15 protein-coding genes and 1 pseudogene are annotated in these 14,688 nt (G+C 68.4%); 12 read left to right on the forward strand and 4 right to left on the reverse strand.

Annotation, left to right across the window (positions count from 1 at the left end; translation table 11 throughout):
- The first annotated feature begins 199 nt into the window (after window positions 1–199).
- The 6 genes and pseudogenes from HIV01_RS13710 (at window position 200) to HIV01_RS18180 (ending at window position 4,555) form a co-directional block, all read left to right on the forward strand.
- Window positions 200–988, forward strand: a complete 789-nt coding sequence (locus HIV01_RS13710; protein WP_200607966.1) for an ABC transporter ATP-binding protein — start codon at window positions 200–202, stop codon at window positions 986–988.
- A 28-nt stretch (window positions 989–1,016) separates the two neighbouring features.
- Window positions 1,017–1,808, forward strand: coding sequence for an MlaE family lipid ABC transporter permease subunit (locus HIV01_RS13715; RefSeq protein WP_207526969.1), 792 nt, complete (start codon window positions 1,017–1,019; stop codon window positions 1,806–1,808).
- Window positions 1,805–2,369, forward strand: a pseudogene (gene mlaD, locus HIV01_RS13720) (outer membrane lipid asymmetry maintenance protein MlaD). The gene HIV01_RS13715 and the pseudogene mlaD overlap by 4 nt, the downstream one beginning before the upstream one ends.
- Window positions 2,366–3,043, forward strand: a complete 678-nt coding sequence (locus tag HIV01_RS13725; RefSeq protein WP_200607971.1) for an MlaC/ttg2D family ABC transporter substrate-binding protein — start codon at window positions 2,366–2,368, stop codon at window positions 3,041–3,043. The pseudogene mlaD and the gene HIV01_RS13725 overlap by 4 nt, the downstream one beginning before the upstream one ends.
- A gap of 2 nt (window positions 3,044–3,045) precedes the next feature.
- Window positions 3,046–3,327: an STAS domain-containing protein gene (locus HIV01_RS13730; protein ID WP_200607973.1), complete on the forward strand. Its 282-nt coding sequence runs from the start codon at window positions 3,046–3,048 to the stop codon at window positions 3,325–3,327.
- 196 nt (window positions 3,328–3,523) lie between these two features.
- A complete protein-coding gene (locus tag HIV01_RS18180) occupies window positions 3,524–4,555 on the forward strand; it encodes an MlaA family lipoprotein (protein WP_425600285.1) in 1,032 nt (343 codons plus the stop codon).
- Window positions 4,556–4,634: 79 nt separating this feature from the next.
- Here the strand turns inward: HIV01_RS18180 and HIV01_RS13740 are convergent, their stop codons facing one another.
- From HIV01_RS13740 to HIV01_RS13750, 3 genes are all read right to left on the reverse strand, one after another.
- Window positions 4,635–5,006, reverse strand: coding sequence for a hypothetical protein (locus HIV01_RS13740; RefSeq protein WP_200607975.1), 372 nt, complete (start codon window positions 5,004–5,006; stop codon window positions 4,635–4,637).
- An 80-nt stretch (window positions 5,007–5,086) separates the two neighbouring features.
- Window positions 5,087–6,445 carry a DNA recombination protein RmuC gene (locus HIV01_RS13745; protein ID WP_200607977.1) on the reverse strand — a complete coding sequence of 453 codons (1,359 nt, stop codon included), beginning with the start codon at window positions 6,443–6,445 and terminating at the stop codon, window positions 5,087–5,089.
- Between the two features lie 113 nt (window positions 6,446–6,558).
- Complete coding sequence (locus tag HIV01_RS13750) at window positions 6,559–7,728, reverse strand: class I SAM-dependent rRNA methyltransferase (RefSeq protein ID WP_200607978.1); 1,170 nt, start codon at window positions 7,726–7,728, stop codon at window positions 6,559–6,561.
- Between the two features lie 124 nt (window positions 7,729–7,852).
- On the opposite strand from HIV01_RS13750, the gene HIV01_RS13755 reads away from it, so the two are divergent.
- Window positions 7,853–8,632, forward strand: coding sequence for a rhomboid family intramembrane serine protease (locus HIV01_RS13755; protein WP_200608584.1), 780 nt, complete (start codon window positions 7,853–7,855; stop codon window positions 8,630–8,632).
- A gap of 17 nt (window positions 8,633–8,649) precedes the next feature.
- Here HIV01_RS13755 and HIV01_RS13760 read toward each other — a convergent pair whose 3' ends face one another.
- Window positions 8,650–9,297: a DUF2238 domain-containing protein gene (locus tag HIV01_RS13760; RefSeq protein ID WP_200607980.1), complete on the reverse strand. Its 648-nt coding sequence runs from the start codon at window positions 9,295–9,297 to the stop codon at window positions 8,650–8,652.
- A 100-nt stretch (window positions 9,298–9,397) separates the two neighbouring features.
- Between HIV01_RS13760 and HIV01_RS13765 the strand changes: the two genes are divergently transcribed.
- The 5 genes from HIV01_RS13765 to HIV01_RS13785 all read left to right on the forward strand — a co-directional run bounded on the left by HIV01_RS13765 (window position 9,398) and on the right by HIV01_RS13785 (window position 14,637).
- A complete protein-coding gene (locus tag HIV01_RS13765) occupies window positions 9,398–11,080 on the forward strand; it encodes a M28 family metallopeptidase (RefSeq protein ID WP_200607982.1) in 1,683 nt (560 codons plus the stop codon).
- Entirely contained in the window at window positions 11,077–11,772 is a 696-nt protein-coding gene (locus HIV01_RS13770; protein WP_200607984.1) for an aspartate/glutamate racemase family protein, read from the forward strand. Before HIV01_RS13765 ends, HIV01_RS13770 begins: the two co-directional genes overlap by 4 nt.
- Before the next feature lie 74 nt (window positions 11,773–11,846).
- Window positions 11,847–12,794: a hypothetical protein gene (locus tag HIV01_RS13775; RefSeq protein WP_207526970.1), complete on the forward strand. Its 948-nt coding sequence runs from the start codon at window positions 11,847–11,849 to the stop codon at window positions 12,792–12,794.
- Window positions 12,791–13,516: an ABC transporter ATP-binding protein gene (locus HIV01_RS13780; protein ID WP_200607987.1), complete on the forward strand. Its 726-nt coding sequence runs from the start codon at window positions 12,791–12,793 to the stop codon at window positions 13,514–13,516. The genes HIV01_RS13775 and HIV01_RS13780 overlap by 4 nt, the downstream gene beginning before the upstream one ends.
- Before the next feature lie 101 nt (window positions 13,517–13,617).
- Window positions 13,618–14,637, forward strand: a complete 1,020-nt coding sequence (locus tag HIV01_RS13785; protein ID WP_200607989.1) for a TIGR00266 family protein — start codon at window positions 13,618–13,620, stop codon at window positions 14,635–14,637.
- Window positions 14,638–14,688 lie beyond the last annotated feature (51 nt).

Consider the following 14,688-nt stretch of genomic DNA (forward strand, 5'->3'; position numbering starts at 1 on the left):
GCGCTGAGACGGACCAGGGCGACATGTCGGTGGGCAACGTGCGGCGTGTCGGCGACTTTGCGTTTTTGCGACCCCCTGCCCCAGAGCCGGTCGAGCATCCCGGCCGAACCTGCCACAATGCCCGTCCCGCTTCCCGTTCAGCCATCTCCGGCGACACTGCCGATCCGCTGCACGGCAGTTCCGGAATGCACCCCCGCGCATGAGCAACGAAGGCCCCATCGTCCGCCTCAACCAGCTCCGCCTCGATCGCGGCGGACGCACGGTGCTGCACGACATCAACCTCGACGTTCCGCGCGGCAGCATCGTCGCAGTGCTCGGTCCGTCCGGCAGCGGCAAGTCGACGTTGCTGGCGGCACTGACCGGCGAGCTCGCGCCTGCCGCGGGCACGGTCGAAGTGTTCGGTCAGGCAGTTCCGCAAGGCCGGCGCGCACTGCTCGAGTTGCGCAAGGGCATCGGCGTGCTGCTGCAGGGCAATGGCCTGCTGACCGACCTCACCGCGGCCGAGAACGTCGCGCTGCCGATCCGCGCCCACACCAACCTGCCCGAGCCGGTGATCCGCCAGCTGGTGCTGATGAAGCTGCATGCGGTCGGCCTGCGCGCCGCAGCCGACGCTTACCCGCGCGAACTGTCCGGCGGCATGGCCCGTCGCGTCGCCCTGGCGCGCGCGCTGGCGCTGGACCCGCCGCTGATGATCTACGACGAGCCGCTGACCGGACTGGATCCGATCGCCAGCGGCGTGGTCATGGCGCTGGTGCGTCGTCTCAACGACACGCTCGGCCTGACCAGCATCGTGGTCACCCACCACGTCCACGAAACCCTGCCGGTGGCCGACCATGCCATCGTCATCGCCAATGGCGGCATCGTGTTCTCCGGTACCCCCGCCCAGCTGGAAGCGAGCGACGACCCGCTCGTCCGCCAGTTCCTCAAGGGCGAGCCGGATGGTCCGATCGCGTTCGACGCCGCGCCGCGCGCGACGGAGGCGGCATGATGCGCCCGCAGTCGATGGAGATTTGCTGATGCCTTTCGTAGCCGCGACCCGCTCGCTCGGCCGCGCCGGCCTGTTCTCGTTGTCGGTGTTCCGGGCGTCAAAGCCGACCCCCGACTTCTTCAGGGAGCTGGTCCGCGAGATTTACAAGATCGGCGCACGTTCGCTGCCGATCATCGCCGTTGGCGGTGCATTCGTCGGTCTTTCCGTGACATTGCTGGGCTACCGCGCGCTCGAGACCTACGGCGCGACCGCCCAGGTCAGCGCCCTGCTCGGCCTGGGCATGTACCGCGAGCTGGGCCCGGTACTGACCGCGCTGCTCTTCATCGGCCGCGCCGGCAGCTCCATTGCCGCCGAACTGGGCCTGATGCGCGCCACCGACCAGATCACCGCCCTAGGCCTGATGGCGATCGACCCGGTAGGCAAGGCCGTGGCGCCGCGCTTCTGGGCGGCGGTGCTGTGCGTGCCGCTGCTGACCGGCTTCTTCTGCAGCTTCGCGATCAGCGCCAGCTACTTCGAGTCGGTGCACGTGATCGGGCTCGATGCCGGCACGTTCTGGCAGGTTTTGAAGGATAGCGTCGATTTTGTCGACGACTTCCTGATGGCGCTGGTGAAGTCGGCCGTGTTCGGCGGCACCGCCGCGCTGGTTGCTTCCTATGTCGGCTTCCACGCCGAACCGACCATCGAAGGCACCTCGGTCGCCACCACCCGCGCGGTGGTGAATGCCTCCCTGCTGGTGCTGATGTTCAATTTCGTCATGCCTTCCTGTTTCGCTAAGCATGCCCCGTTGAGGCGACGCACTTTAATGAGTACCCATCGATGAGCATCCGCGCCCCCCGTATCGAATTTGCCGTCGGCGCCTTCCTGTTGCTGGCCCTGGGCTCGCTGCTGGTTCTGGCCCTGGCCTCCACCAACGGCCGCTGGGGCCTTCGCAGCGATACCTACCCGTTGACCGCACGTTTCTCGACGATCGGCGCACTTCGGCCGAACGCCCCGATCAAGATCGGCGGCGTGGCAGTCGGACATGTCGACAAGATCGACGTGGATCCCGTCAAGTTCGACACCGTTGTGACCCTTGGCGGTGAACAAGCGCTACGACAAGCTGCCGGCCGATACCGCCGCCAGCATCCTCACCAGCGGCCTGCTGGGCGAGAGCTACATCAATCTCGCACCTGGCGGAGATCCTGACTCGCTCAAGCCCGGCGACGAGATCTACCTGACCCAGTCCGCGGTCGACCTGATCCAGCTGGTCGGCAAATACATGTTCAGCGGCGGTGGCGCCAAGCCCGCCGACAATGCCGGCCAAGCCGCAGAACCCTCTGCTGACGTTCCCGACTACCTGAAGGGCGATGCCGCCCCCACGGACGAGACCAAGACCAAATGACCCAGTCCAACCGCATTCTCTCCCTCGTGATTGCCGGTGCCCTGGCCGTGGCAGCGCCCGCCGCGGTGCTGGCGCAGGCCGCGCCCGCCGCCGCGCCCGCCGCCGGCAGCACCGCTCCGGCCGGTTCGCCGAGCGCACTGGTGCTCAGCAACAGCACCCGCATCCTGGCCACGCTGGAAAGCCGCCGCGCTGAATTCAGCAAGGATCGCGGCGCGCTGCGCCAGTTCATCGCCAGCGAATTCGACAATATCTTCGACCGCGACTACTCCGCCCGCCTGGTGCTGGGCGTGCACGGCCGCGGCGCCTCCGACGCCGACGTGAAGGTGTTCGCCGATGCGCTCGCCGACAGCCTGATGCAGCGCTACGGCTCGTCCCTGCTCGACCTCAACACCAAACTCAAGGTGCGTGTGAAGTCGGAGACGCCGATCCGCGGCGGCGCCATCGTCAAGGTATCGAGCGAGTACCTGCGCCAGGGCAACGAGGCCGTGCCGGTCGACTACCTGATGCGCAAGGTCGGCACGCAGTGGAAGGTGTTCGACGTGATGGTCGAGGGCGTCAGCTTCGTGCAGACGTTCCGCAACCAGTTCGATACCCCGCTCAAGCAGAAGTCGATCCCGCAGGTGGCCGCCGACATCAAGGCGGGCAGGCTGCAGGCGGCCGCCAGCAGCAACTGAGCATGACCACCGCGACGGTCCGCCAGGACGGTGACACCCTCGCCTTCAGCGGCGCGCTCGAGCGCGCCGCGGTTGCATCGCTGTGGGCACAGCTGCGCACGCTCGGACCGGGCCTTCGCCGGATCGATCTGAGCGCTGTCAGCCGGGTCGACAGCGCCGGACTGGCGCTGCTCTCGGAGCTGTGCGCCCGCAGTTCGATAGCCCAGGTCAATGGCGATCCGCCGGGACTGGCCGAACTGCGCGCCGCCTACCGCCTCGACGAAGCACTGGCCTTCGCCGGCTGAGCCGTACGAACACTGCGTTCCGGCCACGGTCACGCCGGTGCCGGGCCGTGCCTCCCCCTGAGCCTCTACACTGCGACCCATGCGCCCCCACGCACCCCTTATCGCTTTAGCGCTCGCCTGCGTGCCGTTGTTCGGCCACGCACAGATCCTCACGCGCCCGTTGTCGGGCCAGCAGCGCGAGGAGTTCGAGCGCTGCATGAAGGAAGCCGGTGACGATGCGGCCAAGGCGCGCGCGTGCGTGAAGGCGAGCATCGACGGGCAACCGGTGACGACGCCGGAGCAGCCCGCGACGCCGACGACTCCCGAGCCCACGACTCCCGAACCGGCAACGCCGGTGCCGAGTGAGCCGACGCCGACCACTCCGGTCGAGCAGCCCACGCCCGAACCACACCCGCAAACCGAGCCGACGCCGGTGCCGCCGAGTGACGAGCGCACCCAGGCCGAGCGCGACTACGACGCCCTGTACGGCACGCCGGACGAAGGCTATGCCGATCCGAACCTGCCCACGCCGGCGACGATGCCGACGGTCTATGACCCGTGGGAGAAGTACAACCGCAAGATGCACCGCTTCAACAACGCCGTCGACCGCGGCGTCGCGCGGCCACTGGCGCGCGGTTACGTCAAGGTGGTACCGCGTCCCTTTCGTCTGGGCATAAGCAACTTCTTCAACAACCTCGGCCAGCCGGTGTCCGCGGTCAATGCACTGCTGCAGGGCAAGCCCAAGCAGGCAGGGCAGTCGCTGGGACGCTTCGTCCTCAACACCACGCTGGGCATTGGCGGCATCTTCGACCCGGCCTCCGACGCCAAGCTGCCCAATCGCGGCGAGGACTTCGGCCAGACGCTCGGCGTGTGGGGCTGGAAGAGTTCGCGTTACTTCGAGCTGCCGCTGTTCGGACCGCGCACCGTGCGCGACACGCTGGGTCTTTTCGGCGATGCGCCGCTGAGCCCGCTACGCCAGGTCGAGGCCGACAACATCCGCATTCCGCTGCAGGGCCTGCAGCTGGTCGACGTGCGCTCGCAGCTGCTGGCCACCGACAGTTTCCGCGAAGGTGCCGAGGACGATTACACGCTGGTGCGTGATGCGTGGATGCAGCGCCGCGACTACCAGATCCAGGGCGACCGATTGAACGGCGACGAGACCGACACGCTGCCGGACTACCTGCAGGACGACAGCAATCCGCAGGTGCCGGTGGATGCATTGCCGGTCATGCCAGCGGATGGTGGCTGAGCGGATGTGGCTGATCTGACGATCAGCCCGCTCGCAGAGCGAGCGATCCGCATTTCGCAGCGCCATACCCCAGCCGCGCTCACTTCGACATCCAGCGCCGGTAGATCGCCGCAGCGGCGGCGATCGACGCCCAAAGCAATGTTCCTGCCACGCCGACGATCACGGCGAGCGTCACCATCAACCATATGCCGCCGCGATCGCCCGCGAAGTTCAGGGCCAGGTTGCCGGCGAGGGCAATGGATATCGGCAGCCACGCCGCTGCTGCAATCAGCACGGCCAGCGATGCGCGCCTGAGCGCGGTGCCCGGCACGCTCATCGCAACCGGCACGGCGGCCAGCGCGCACAGGCTCAGTGCGGCCAGTGCATTACCCGCGGGCAATCCGCCAGGGAGTTCCGATTCGATCCATGCGGCGCCTGTCAGCAGTGGCCACACTGACAAGGCGGTGATCATCAGGAGCGCTGCGACCGTCGGCGCTGTCAGCCTGGGTCCCGGCGTTTGCCGGGAGGACGGTGGGGTAGGGCGCACGCGGCTCAATCGTCGGTCTGGTCTTCGATGTCCGGACCGATCAGGCGCAGGCTTTCCTCGGCCGGCAGGGCTTCGACGTCGCGCAGCTTGCGGGTCAGCACGCGCGTGCGGCGGCCGGTTTCCTCGATCTTGTTGCTGGCTTCGTCGAGCTTCTTCTTGACGCCGTCGAGGACGGTGCCGAACTTCGCGAACTCGGTCTTGACCGCGCCCAGGGTCTGCCAGACCTCGCTCGAGCGCTTCTCGATCGCCAGCGTGCGAAAGCCCATCTGGAAGCTGGTCATCAGCGCCAGCAACGTGGTCGGGCCGGCGACGGCGATGCGGACGTCGCGCTGCAAGGCATCGACCAGGCCCGGGCGGCGCAGCACTTCGGCGTACAGGCCTTCGGTCGGCAGGAACAGGATTCCGAACTCGGTGGTGTGCGGTACCGCGATGTACTTCTCGCGGATGCGCGCGGCTTCATGGCGGACGCGTCGTTCCAGTGCATCGCCGGCAGCGCGCGCCAGTTCCGGCTCGCCGCGCTCCTGCGCGTCGAGCAGGCGCTCGTAGTCTTCGCGCGGGAACTTGGCGTCGATCGGCAACCACACCGGCGCGTCGCCGGACGAGCCGGGAAAACGCACGGCGAATTCGACGCGTTCGCTGCTGTCGGGGATGGTGGCGACGTTGGAGGCGTACTGGTCGGGTGCGAATACCTGCTCGAGCAGGCCGGCCAGCTGCACTTCACCGAACACGCCGCGCGACTTCACGTTGGTCAGCACGCGCTGCAGGCCGCCCACGTCGGCGGCGAGCTTGTTCATGTCGCCCAGGCCCTGGTGCACCTGCGCCAGCATCTGGGTGACGTGGCCGAAGCTTTCGCTGAGGCGGGTTTCCAGCGTCGCGTGCAGCTTCTCGTCGACGGTGGCGCGCATCTGTTCGAGCTTGGCGGAGTTGTCTGCCTGCAGTTCCCGCAGCCGGGCTTCCAGCGTGGTGCGCATCTCGCCCATGCGCGCTTCGTTGTTGCGGGTCAGTTCGCCGACCCGGGTGTCGAGGGCGGTGGCGAAATCCTTCAGCGCGAGCGCCGTCTCGCTGCGAGCCTTGCGCGCGTCTTCGGTCAGCGCTTCGCGCAGGTCTTCCAGGCGCTGGTCGGTGCGCGCCGCGGCATCGTTCAGTCGCGTGGCGAAGCCTTCGATGCGCTGTTCCTGCTGCATCGACAGGCTGTCGAGCTGCTGGCGCAGTTCGCCGCGGCCGTCGCGCTGTTCCTCGCGCAGGGCATGCTCGAGGCGGTCGAACTGGCCTTCGGGCTTGCGCAGCAACAGGATGACGAGGAGGACGATCGCGGTGATCACCGCGACGAGCAGGACGAGCAGCAGCAGGGACGGATCGGGCATGGCGTCAGTCTAGCCGGTCCGGTCTCATTGCCTGAGAACCCTGGCCGTCGCCGACAGGCGACGGAGAGTGCCTCCATGGATGATCCCCGCCTTCGCGGGGATCACGGGGCAGGTCAGTCGACCACGCGGCAGAACACGGCCTTGAGGTAACGCGACTCCTGCACCTGCGCCAGCCACGGATGGTCGGCGCCGGCGCCGGCCACCTTCAGCACCTGCACGGTGCGGCCGGCGTAGTACGCGGCACGGCGCAGCATGTCGAGGAACTGCTCCTCGCTGACCAGGCCGGTGCACGAGAACGTCGCGAACAAGCCGCCCGGCTTGACCACGCCCATGGCGAGCTTGTTCATGTCCAGGTACTTCTTCAGCGCCGGGATCACCTGCTCGCGGTCGCGGGTCATCTTGGCAGGGTCGAGGATGACCACGTCGTACTTGTCGCCGCGGATGCCGGCATCGCGCAGCCACGGGAAGATGTCGGCCTGGATGAAGCGCGGGCGGACGTTGTTGAGCTTGCCGTTGGCTTTGGCGATCTCGATCACGTCGGCGTCGATGTCCACGCCGATGACCTCATTGGCGCCACGCGCCGCGGCGTATACGGCGAAGCCGCCGGTGTTGCAGCACAGGTCGAGGACGCTCTTGCCTTCGACCTGCTGCGACAGCCACTCGCGGTTCTCGCGCTGGTCGGCGAAGAAGCCGGTCTTGTGGGCGCCGGCCGGGTCGGCGCGGAACTTGATGCCGTATTCGGTGATCACTTCCGGCTGCACCGGCTCGCTGCCGCGGAAGTCGAAGCTTTCCTGCTTCTGCACGTGCTCGTCGGCGAAGCTGTAGAAGCGGCAGCCCGGGAACTGCGCCTTGAGCGCGTCGTAGATCCATTCGCGGTGGCGGAACATGCCGGCGCTGAAGAACTCCACCACCAGCAGGTCGCCGTAGCGGTCCACGACCAGGCCCGACAGGCCGTCGCCTTCGCTGTGGCACACGCGCCAGGCGTCGCTGACCGCGTCGAGCTTGAGCACGTCGCGACGCAGCGAGACGGCCTCGGCGATCTTGCGCGCGAACCAGCCGGCGTCGACCTCGACGTCGGGGTTGGTTTCCAGGATGCGCACGGCGATGCGCGAGTGGCCGTTGTAGAAGCCGCGGCCGATCCAGTCGCCCTCGACCCCGTAGACATCGACGATCGTGCCGGGCTTGGGTTTCTGCGCGGGCTTTTCGACCAGGCGCTGGAAGATCCAGGGGTGGGTGGATTTCCAGGCGTTCTTGAGGCGTACAGCGGGGTAGGGGGCGTTCATCGGGGCATTTTACGGGGTGGGGGTGTCCACTGCTTGGCAAATGAGGCCCCGTGCGGAGGATCGGGACATTGAAGCCCGTGGCGACCGGCTTGTTTTCGCCGCCAGCCGGATCAATCTGCTCAACATGCACCTGCCCACGCCCGAAGCCGTCCCCGACACCCCGGCCCAACGCAAGGCCGACAAGCGCCGCTGGCTGCGCGCCTTCAACCTCAGCCTGGCCTTCGTGCTGGTGCTGGCGGCGGTGTTCAGCGCCCAGGGCCATTTCGACGTGGCGGCCTGGACCGTGCAGCCCTGGTCGATCCAGGGACTGCTCGGTGTACTGGCCGCGCCGCTGTTGCACGGCTCGTTCGAGCACCTGGCGGCGAACTCGATCGCACTGCTGATGCTCGGCACGCTTGCCGGCGGCCTGTACCCGCGCGCCACGCTGCGGGCGCTGCCTCTGATCTGGGTGGGTTCCGGCCTCGGTGCGTGGCTGCTCGGCGATCCCGGCTCGCATCATCTCGGCGCCAGCGGCCTCAGCCATGGCCTGATGTTCCTGGTGTTCGTGCTCGGCCTGCTGCGCCGCGACCGCGCCAGCATTGCCGCGGCGATGCTCGCCTTCATGTTCTACGGCGGCATGCTGTTGACGATCCTGCCGCGCGAGCCGGGCGTGTCCTGGCAGGCCCACCTGGGCGGCGCCGCGGCCGGCGTGCTGGCGGCGTGGCTGCTGCGACGGGCTGATCCGTTGCCGCCGCGCAAGCGCTACAGCTGGGAAGACGAGGAAGACTCGATGGTGCCGGCCGTCGACCAACTCGCGAACGCCGATCTGGAGCCGCCCAGCCCGCGTGAAGTGCCGGTGCTGTGGAATCGCCCGGACCAGCAGCACGGCACGGTGCTGCGCTTTCCTCCGCGCCAGGAGCCGTAACTGTCAAGGAGCGGGGGTCAGCGCCCGAGCTGGCGGTCGTGCAGCCGCGACCACAACAGCAGCGACGCGATCGCCCCGCACAGGCACAGGAACATGTCCCACTGCGTGTCCCAGACATCGCCCTGGGTGGCAAGGAACGCATCGGCGTCGGCACCGAACAGCAGCGCAGCCCACCATTCGATCAGTTCAAACAACGCGCTGAAGCTCAGCGCCGCCGCCAGCACCAGGTAGACCAGCCAACCGCCACGACGCAGCGGCGTGCAGCGCAGCAGCAGCTCGCGGGCGAGGATCACCGGGACGAAGCCCTGCATCAGATGGCCAACCCGGTCCCAGGGATTGCGCGAGAAACCGAACAGGTCGCGCAACCAGAATCCCAGCGGTGTTTCGGCGTAGGTGTAGGCGCCGCCGTAGATCAGCACCAGCGCGTGCGCGGCGAGCAGCCAGCACAGCAGTCGTGTCAGGGGAAGGCGTCCCCAGGCCAGCATCACCACCGGCAGGCCGACGATCACCCACACCACTTCCATGAACCAGGTCAGCCGGTCCTTGGGCGCGATGGCCGACCAGAGCAGGACGCCGACGACCAGACCGATCAGTCCCCAGGCCTCGCCGCGCGCGGGTGGCTGCGCGATGTCGTGGGCGGGCAGGGAAGCTGCAACTGACGTCATGGCGGTCCTCCGGTGCGGCCGAGCATAGCCCGGTCGGCATTTGGCCCGACAGGCCCGCGGTGCTAGCTTCGCGCCCTGACCTCGGGAACCGGAACCGGACATGCGCACTGCCGCGTTGCTCAGCCTCGCCCTGTTGCTTGTTGCCTGCCAGCGTGAAACAACCGCGCCTGTCGCCCAGAAGAAGCAAGCCAGGGAAACCTATGACGCCTCGGCCGGCGCCGACGCGCGCCGCATCGAGGCCGACGTGCGCTTCCTCGCCGACGACCTGCTCGAAGGCCGCGAGGCCGGTACGCGCGGCTACGACCTGGCCTCGCTGTATGTCGCCCAGCGCATGCGCGCAACGGGACTGGCACCGGCCGGCGACGAAGGCAGCTATTTCCAGCGCGTGCCGATGCTGCGTGGCGTGATCCAGGCCGAAGGCAACGAGCTGGTGATCAACCGCGACGGCCGCAGCCGCGCGCTGGTGTTCCGCGAGCAGTTCCTGCCGAACGTCAACTACAACCAGGCCGATGCGCACGTGGAGGCGCAGGCGGTGTTCGTGGGGCAGGGCGTGCATGCACCGGAGCTTGACCAGGACGATTTCGCCGGGGTCGACGTCAAGGGCAAGGTTGCGGTGCTGTTCAACGGTGCGCCGGCGCGCTTCGACAATGATCGCCGCGCCTTCTATTCCTCCAGCCGCACCAAGGCCGAGGAACTGGTCCGCCGCGGCGCCGTCGGCGTGATCGTGGTGCAGAGCGACGAGGACGAGAAGAAGCGGCCGTGGGCGCGCGCGGCCAGCAACTGGAACCGCCCGGGCATGCGCCTGCGCGGCAGCGACGGCATGGGCATCGACACCTGGCCGCAGCTGAAGGTGGCCGCCAGCGTGAGTGCCGCCAGCGCCGATGCCCTGTTGTCGGCCAATGGCCGCACGGCCAAGGGCCTGTTCCAGGAACTGCGTGATGGCAAGCTGCGCGCGTTCGACCTGCCGGGCAAGGTCAAGCTGGCCGCGCGTACGCAGATCACCCCGGTGGACTCGCGCAATGTCGTCGCCCGCATCGACGGCACGGACGCGGCGAAGAAGTCCGAGTACGTGGTGTTCAGTGCCCACCTCGACCACGTCGGCATCGGCGCGCCGGTCAACGGCGACGCGATCTACAACGGCGCGCTCGACAACGCGCTCGGCATCGCGGTGATGCTGGAGGCCGCCAACCGCCTCGTGCATTCGCCGGAACCGACGCAGCGTTCGCTGCTGTTCGTCGCCGTGACCGCCGAGGAGAAGGGCCTGCTTGGCGCGGAGTGGTTCGCGCGCAATCCGACCGTGCCGCGCGAGTCGCTGGTGGCCAACGTCAACATGGACATGCCGATGCTGCTGGCGCCGACCGCCGACGTGGTGCCGATCGGCATCGAACACTCCAGCCTGCAGGCATTGGTGCAGCAGGCGGCCAAGGAAGTCGGCGTCGACCTGTCGCCGGATCCGTCGCCGGAAGAGGTGGTGTTCGTGCGCAGCGACCAGTACGCCTTCATCCGCGCCGGCGTGCCGGCGGTGTACCTGGATGGTGGCTACAAAGGCGAGGGCGCGCAGAAGATCCAGGAGGAATTCCTGCGCCAGCGTTACCACCAGCCCGGCGACGACATCAATCAGCCGATCCAGTACGGCGACGCGGCGCGACTGGCCCGGCTCAATGCCCGCATCGGCAGCCTGATCGCCGACGCGCCGCAGCGTCCGGCCTGGAACAGCGGCGACTTCTTCGGCGAGCGCTTCGGCCGCCAGGCCGCCGCCAAGCCGGAGGCGCACGCGAAATGAAAACGCTGGGCCTGATCGGCGGCATGAGCTGGGAATCGACCGTGCCGTACTACCGGTTGATCAACCAGACCGTGAAGCAGGAATTGGGCGGCCTGCATTCGGCGCGGCTGATCCTGTACAGCGTCGACTTCGCCGAGATCGAACGCCTGCAGATGAGCGGCGACTGGGACACGGCCGGCCAGGTGCTGGCCGACGCCGCCCGCGCGCTGCGTGCCGGCGGCGCCGACCTGCTGGTGATCTGCACCAACACCATGCACAAGGTCGCCGACGCCGTGGAAGCCGCCAGCGGCCTGCCGTTGCTGCACATCGCCGACGCCACCGCCGGCGAGATCCGCGCCCGGGGGCTGCAGCGCGTCGGCCTGCTCGGCACCCGCTTCACGATGGAACAGGACTTCTACCGCCAGCGCCTGGTCGGCCACGGCCTGGAGGTACTGGTGCCGGACGCCGACGACCGCGGCATCGTCCACCGCGTGATCTATGACGAACTGTGCCTGGGCCAGGTCCGCGATGAGTCACGCCAGCAGTACCGCCGGATCATCGCCGACCTGGTCGCGCGCGGCGCGCAGGGTGTGATCCTGGGCTGCACCGAGATCGGACTGCTGGTCGGCGATGACGATGCCAGCGTGCCGCTGTTCGATACGGCGGCACTGCACGCACGGCATGCGGCGTTGGCAGCGCTGGCGGACGGCTGAGTCTCGGCCATGGTTCCGTGAGCTGGCATCCCTGGTTCGCCGAACAACGCCTGTCCTGGTCGCGGCAGCCGGTCGTGCGGTGGCTGCGTGTTCCGGCGCTGGTGTTGCTGGGTCTGTTGGTCCTCTTGCCGATCGTCGCCAGCGCCGCCAGCTTCGGTCCCATACCCGTGGCCGCCGCCGAGGCGAGCCTGAGCACGGTCGCGCGCTGGCCGGTGACGATCGCGCTGCTGCTGGCGATGCTGGTCGGCATGGGCTTGCGACGCCGGGTGCTGGTACTCGCGCATGAATTGCACACCGGCTGGTGGGCCGCAGCGCCCGTGCCGCCGCACCAGTCGCGCCAGGCGTTACTCGTGTTCGGCATCGGTCTGGCGCTGATGGTGCTGTTCGCATGCACGGCTGCATTGACCCTCGTCGCAACCGTTGCACAGCGCTTTGATCTGATCGGCGCAGCACTGATCGTGGTTTCTGCCGGCGTCGGCATGGGCACCGCACTGGGACTGATCGGCTTGCCCGCGCGAACGCGTGCATCGGGTTCACGATTGGCGAGCGGGCGCCGCCAGGCGGTTCTGACGCTCACCGGACTCGGTGACCCGCGCCTGCCCTGGCTGTTCGACTGGCAACGGCGCACCGCGCTGTCGCGCTGGCGGCAAGGCGGAAATGCCTGGCTCGCTGGCGTGCTGCTGCTGGCGATGCCGGCCGGCGTCGCGCCTTCGACGGTCCTCGGGCTGTTGCTGATGGTGCTGTCAGCGGCATGGATGGCTGTCGTGCTGCGCGCCGCTGTGGGAGTCACGGGGGAGTCGATCCGACTGTTGCAGGCTGCTCCGGCGCCACGTCGGCGGCTTCTAGGTGCGGCTTTGCGTTATCCCGCTTTCGCCCTGGCCTGCGCGCTGTCGTGGGCATTGGCCGGAGCCTGCCTGTGCGGCGCGGTGACTGGACTGATGACGGCTTGGTGTGTCGCCCTGACCGTGCTGTCGCTTCCCGCGCTGCGTTTTCTCCTTCTACTTCACCGGCGCTCGCCATGACCCCCATCCTGCATCTGGATCAGGTTTGCTTCGGCTACGTGCGGCGTCCGGTGCTGGACGGCGTCGAGATGCAGTTGCTCCGCGGCGAGTTCGTTGCGCTGATCGGCCCCAATGGCGCCGGCAAGACCACACTGTTGCAGTGCCTGTCGGGCGTGCTGGCGCCGCGCAGCGGGCAGATCCGGATCAATGGAATCGACCTGGCGGCGGATCCGCTGATGGCGAAGCGGCAACTGGGCATGACCGTCGACCCGGTCCGCCTGCCGGAATTGCTGACCGGCCGCGAATGCCTGCAGCTGTTCGCCGGCGCGCGTGGCTTGCACGGCGTTCCCGACAGCACGCAGGTGCTCTGCGACGCGCTTTCGCTGACATCGATGCTCGATCACCCGGTGGCCGAGTACTCGCTGGGCATGCGACAGAAGCTCGGCGTTGCCCTTGGCCTGTTGGGCGAGCCGGCGCTGCTGGTGCTCGACGAGCCCCTCAACGGCCTGGACCCGGCCAGCGCCTACGTCCTCAAGCACCATCTGCAGGCGCTGTGTCGCGAGCGCGGCACGACCGTGCTGCTGGCCACGCATTCGCTCGACGTCGCCGAGCGGTTCATCGACCGCGCGCTGCTGCTGGTCGAGGGAAGGCTGCGCCGAAGCTGGGACAGGAGCGAACTGGACGAGATCCGTCGCGATCCGGAGCGCTCGCTGGAACAGGCCATGGTCCAGGCGCTGGCCTGAACACTCGACCCGAGCACCCGGCTCGCGGATGACTTCCGGCCGATTCGGCCGCGGCGCGCACGGCTAAACTCGCCGCTTCCAAACCCCCGCAGGATGCCGTCATGTCGCAGTGGTACTTCGTCCCCGCCGGTAGCACGCAGCGCATCGGCCCGCTCGATCTGGTCGCCGCGCAGGCGCACGCACGCCGCAATCCCAACGACCTGTGCTGGCGCGAGGGCATGGCCGGCTGGCAGGCGGTGAAGTCGGTGCCGGAGTTCGCCGAGGCGGTCGACACCATGCCCGCGCACCTGCCGCCATCGCCGCCGCCGTCGCGCGGGCGCAGCGACGACATCGATTACCGCATCGTCGGCAACGACATGCAGTTCGTCGAGGTCGAGCTGGACCCGGGCGAAAGCGCGATCGCCGAAGCCGGCGCGCTGATGTACAAGGACGCCGCGGTGCAGATGGACACGGTGTTCGGCGACGGTCGCCACAGCGGCCAGGGCGGCGGCTTCATGGACAAGCTGATGTCCGCCGGCAAGCGCGTGCTGACCGGCGAGAGCCTGTTCACCACGGTGTTCACCCACGCCGGTAGCGGCAAGGCGCGCGTCGCGTTCGCCGCGCCGTATCCGGGCACGGTGCTGGCAATGAAGCTCGACGAGCACGGCGGCCGCCTGATCTGCCAGAAGGACAGCTTCCTGGCCGGCGCGCGCGGCGTCAGCGTCGGCATCCACTTCCAGCGCAAGATCCTCACCGGCCTGTTCGGCGGCGAGGGTTTCATCATGCAGAAGCTCGAAGGCGACGGCTGGGTGTTTGTCCATGCCGGCGGCACGGTGGTCGAGCGCGAGCTGCGCGCCGGCGAACGCCTGGACGTCGACACCGGCTGCGTGATGGCCTTCCACGACAGCGTGCAGATGGACGTGCGCGCGGTCGGCGGCATCAAGAGCATGCTGTTCGGCGGCGAAGGCGTGTTCCTGGCGACGCTGACCGGCCCGGGCAAGGTCTGGCTGCAGTCGCTGCCGTTCTCGCGCATGGCCGGCCGGATGCTGGCGGCGGCGCCGCAGGGCGGCGGGCAGAACCGTGGCGAGGGCTCGGTGCTGGGTGGCCTCGGTCGCATCCTGGATGGCGACAACGGGTTTTGAAGACCGCCGCGCGATGGCGGGTGAACGGTTGCTACCGCAGTCCGATTTCCC

The sequence above is a fragment of the Lysobacter arenosi genome, assembly GCF_016613475.2.
Lineage (GTDB): Bacteria > Pseudomonadota > Gammaproteobacteria > Xanthomonadales > Xanthomonadaceae > Lysobacter_J > Lysobacter_J arenosi.

Coding starts and splice junctions, on each gene's coding strand:
- HIV01_RS13710 (WP_200607966.1), top strand. CDS start 200: ATGAGCAACGAAGGCCCCATCGTCCGCCTCAACCAGCTCCGCCTCGAT.
- HIV01_RS13715 (WP_207526969.1), top strand. CDS start 1,017: ATGCCTTTCGTAGCCGCGACCCGCTCGCTCGGCCGCGCCGGCCTGTTC.
- HIV01_RS13725 (WP_200607971.1), top strand. CDS start 2,366: ATGACCCAGTCCAACCGCATTCTCTCCCTCGTGATTGCCGGTGCCCTG.
- HIV01_RS13730 (WP_200607973.1), top strand. CDS start 3,046: ATGACCACCGCGACGGTCCGCCAGGACGGTGACACCCTCGCCTTCAGC.
- HIV01_RS13760 (WP_200607980.1), bottom strand. CDS start 9,297: ATGACGTCAGTTGCAGCTTCCCTGCCCGCCCACGACATCGCGCAGCCA.
- HIV01_RS13750 (WP_200607978.1), bottom strand. CDS start 7,728: ATGAACGCCCCCTACCCCGCTGTACGCCTCAAGAACGCCTGGAAATCC.
- HIV01_RS13780 (WP_200607987.1), top strand. CDS start 12,791: ATGACCCCCATCCTGCATCTGGATCAGGTTTGCTTCGGCTACGTGCGG.
- HIV01_RS13770 (WP_200607984.1), top strand. CDS start 11,077: ATGAAAACGCTGGGCCTGATCGGCGGCATGAGCTGGGAATCGACCGTG.
- HIV01_RS13755 (WP_200608584.1), top strand. CDS start 7,853: ATGCACCTGCCCACGCCCGAAGCCGTCCCCGACACCCCGGCCCAACGC.
- HIV01_RS13785 (WP_200607989.1), top strand. CDS start 13,618: ATGTCGCAGTGGTACTTCGTCCCCGCCGGTAGCACGCAGCGCATCGGC.
- HIV01_RS13745 (WP_200607977.1), bottom strand. CDS start 6,445: ATGCCCGATCCGTCCCTGCTGCTGCTCGTCCTGCTCGTCGCGGTGATC.
- HIV01_RS13765 (WP_200607982.1), top strand. CDS start 9,398: ATGCGCACTGCCGCGTTGCTCAGCCTCGCCCTGTTGCTTGTTGCCTGC.
- HIV01_RS13740 (WP_200607975.1), bottom strand. CDS start 5,006: ATGATCACCGCCTTGTCAGTGTGGCCACTGCTGACAGGCGCCGCATGG.
- HIV01_RS18180 (WP_425600285.1), top strand. CDS start 3,524: ATGAAGGAAGCCGGTGACGATGCGGCCAAGGCGCGCGCGTGCGTGAAG.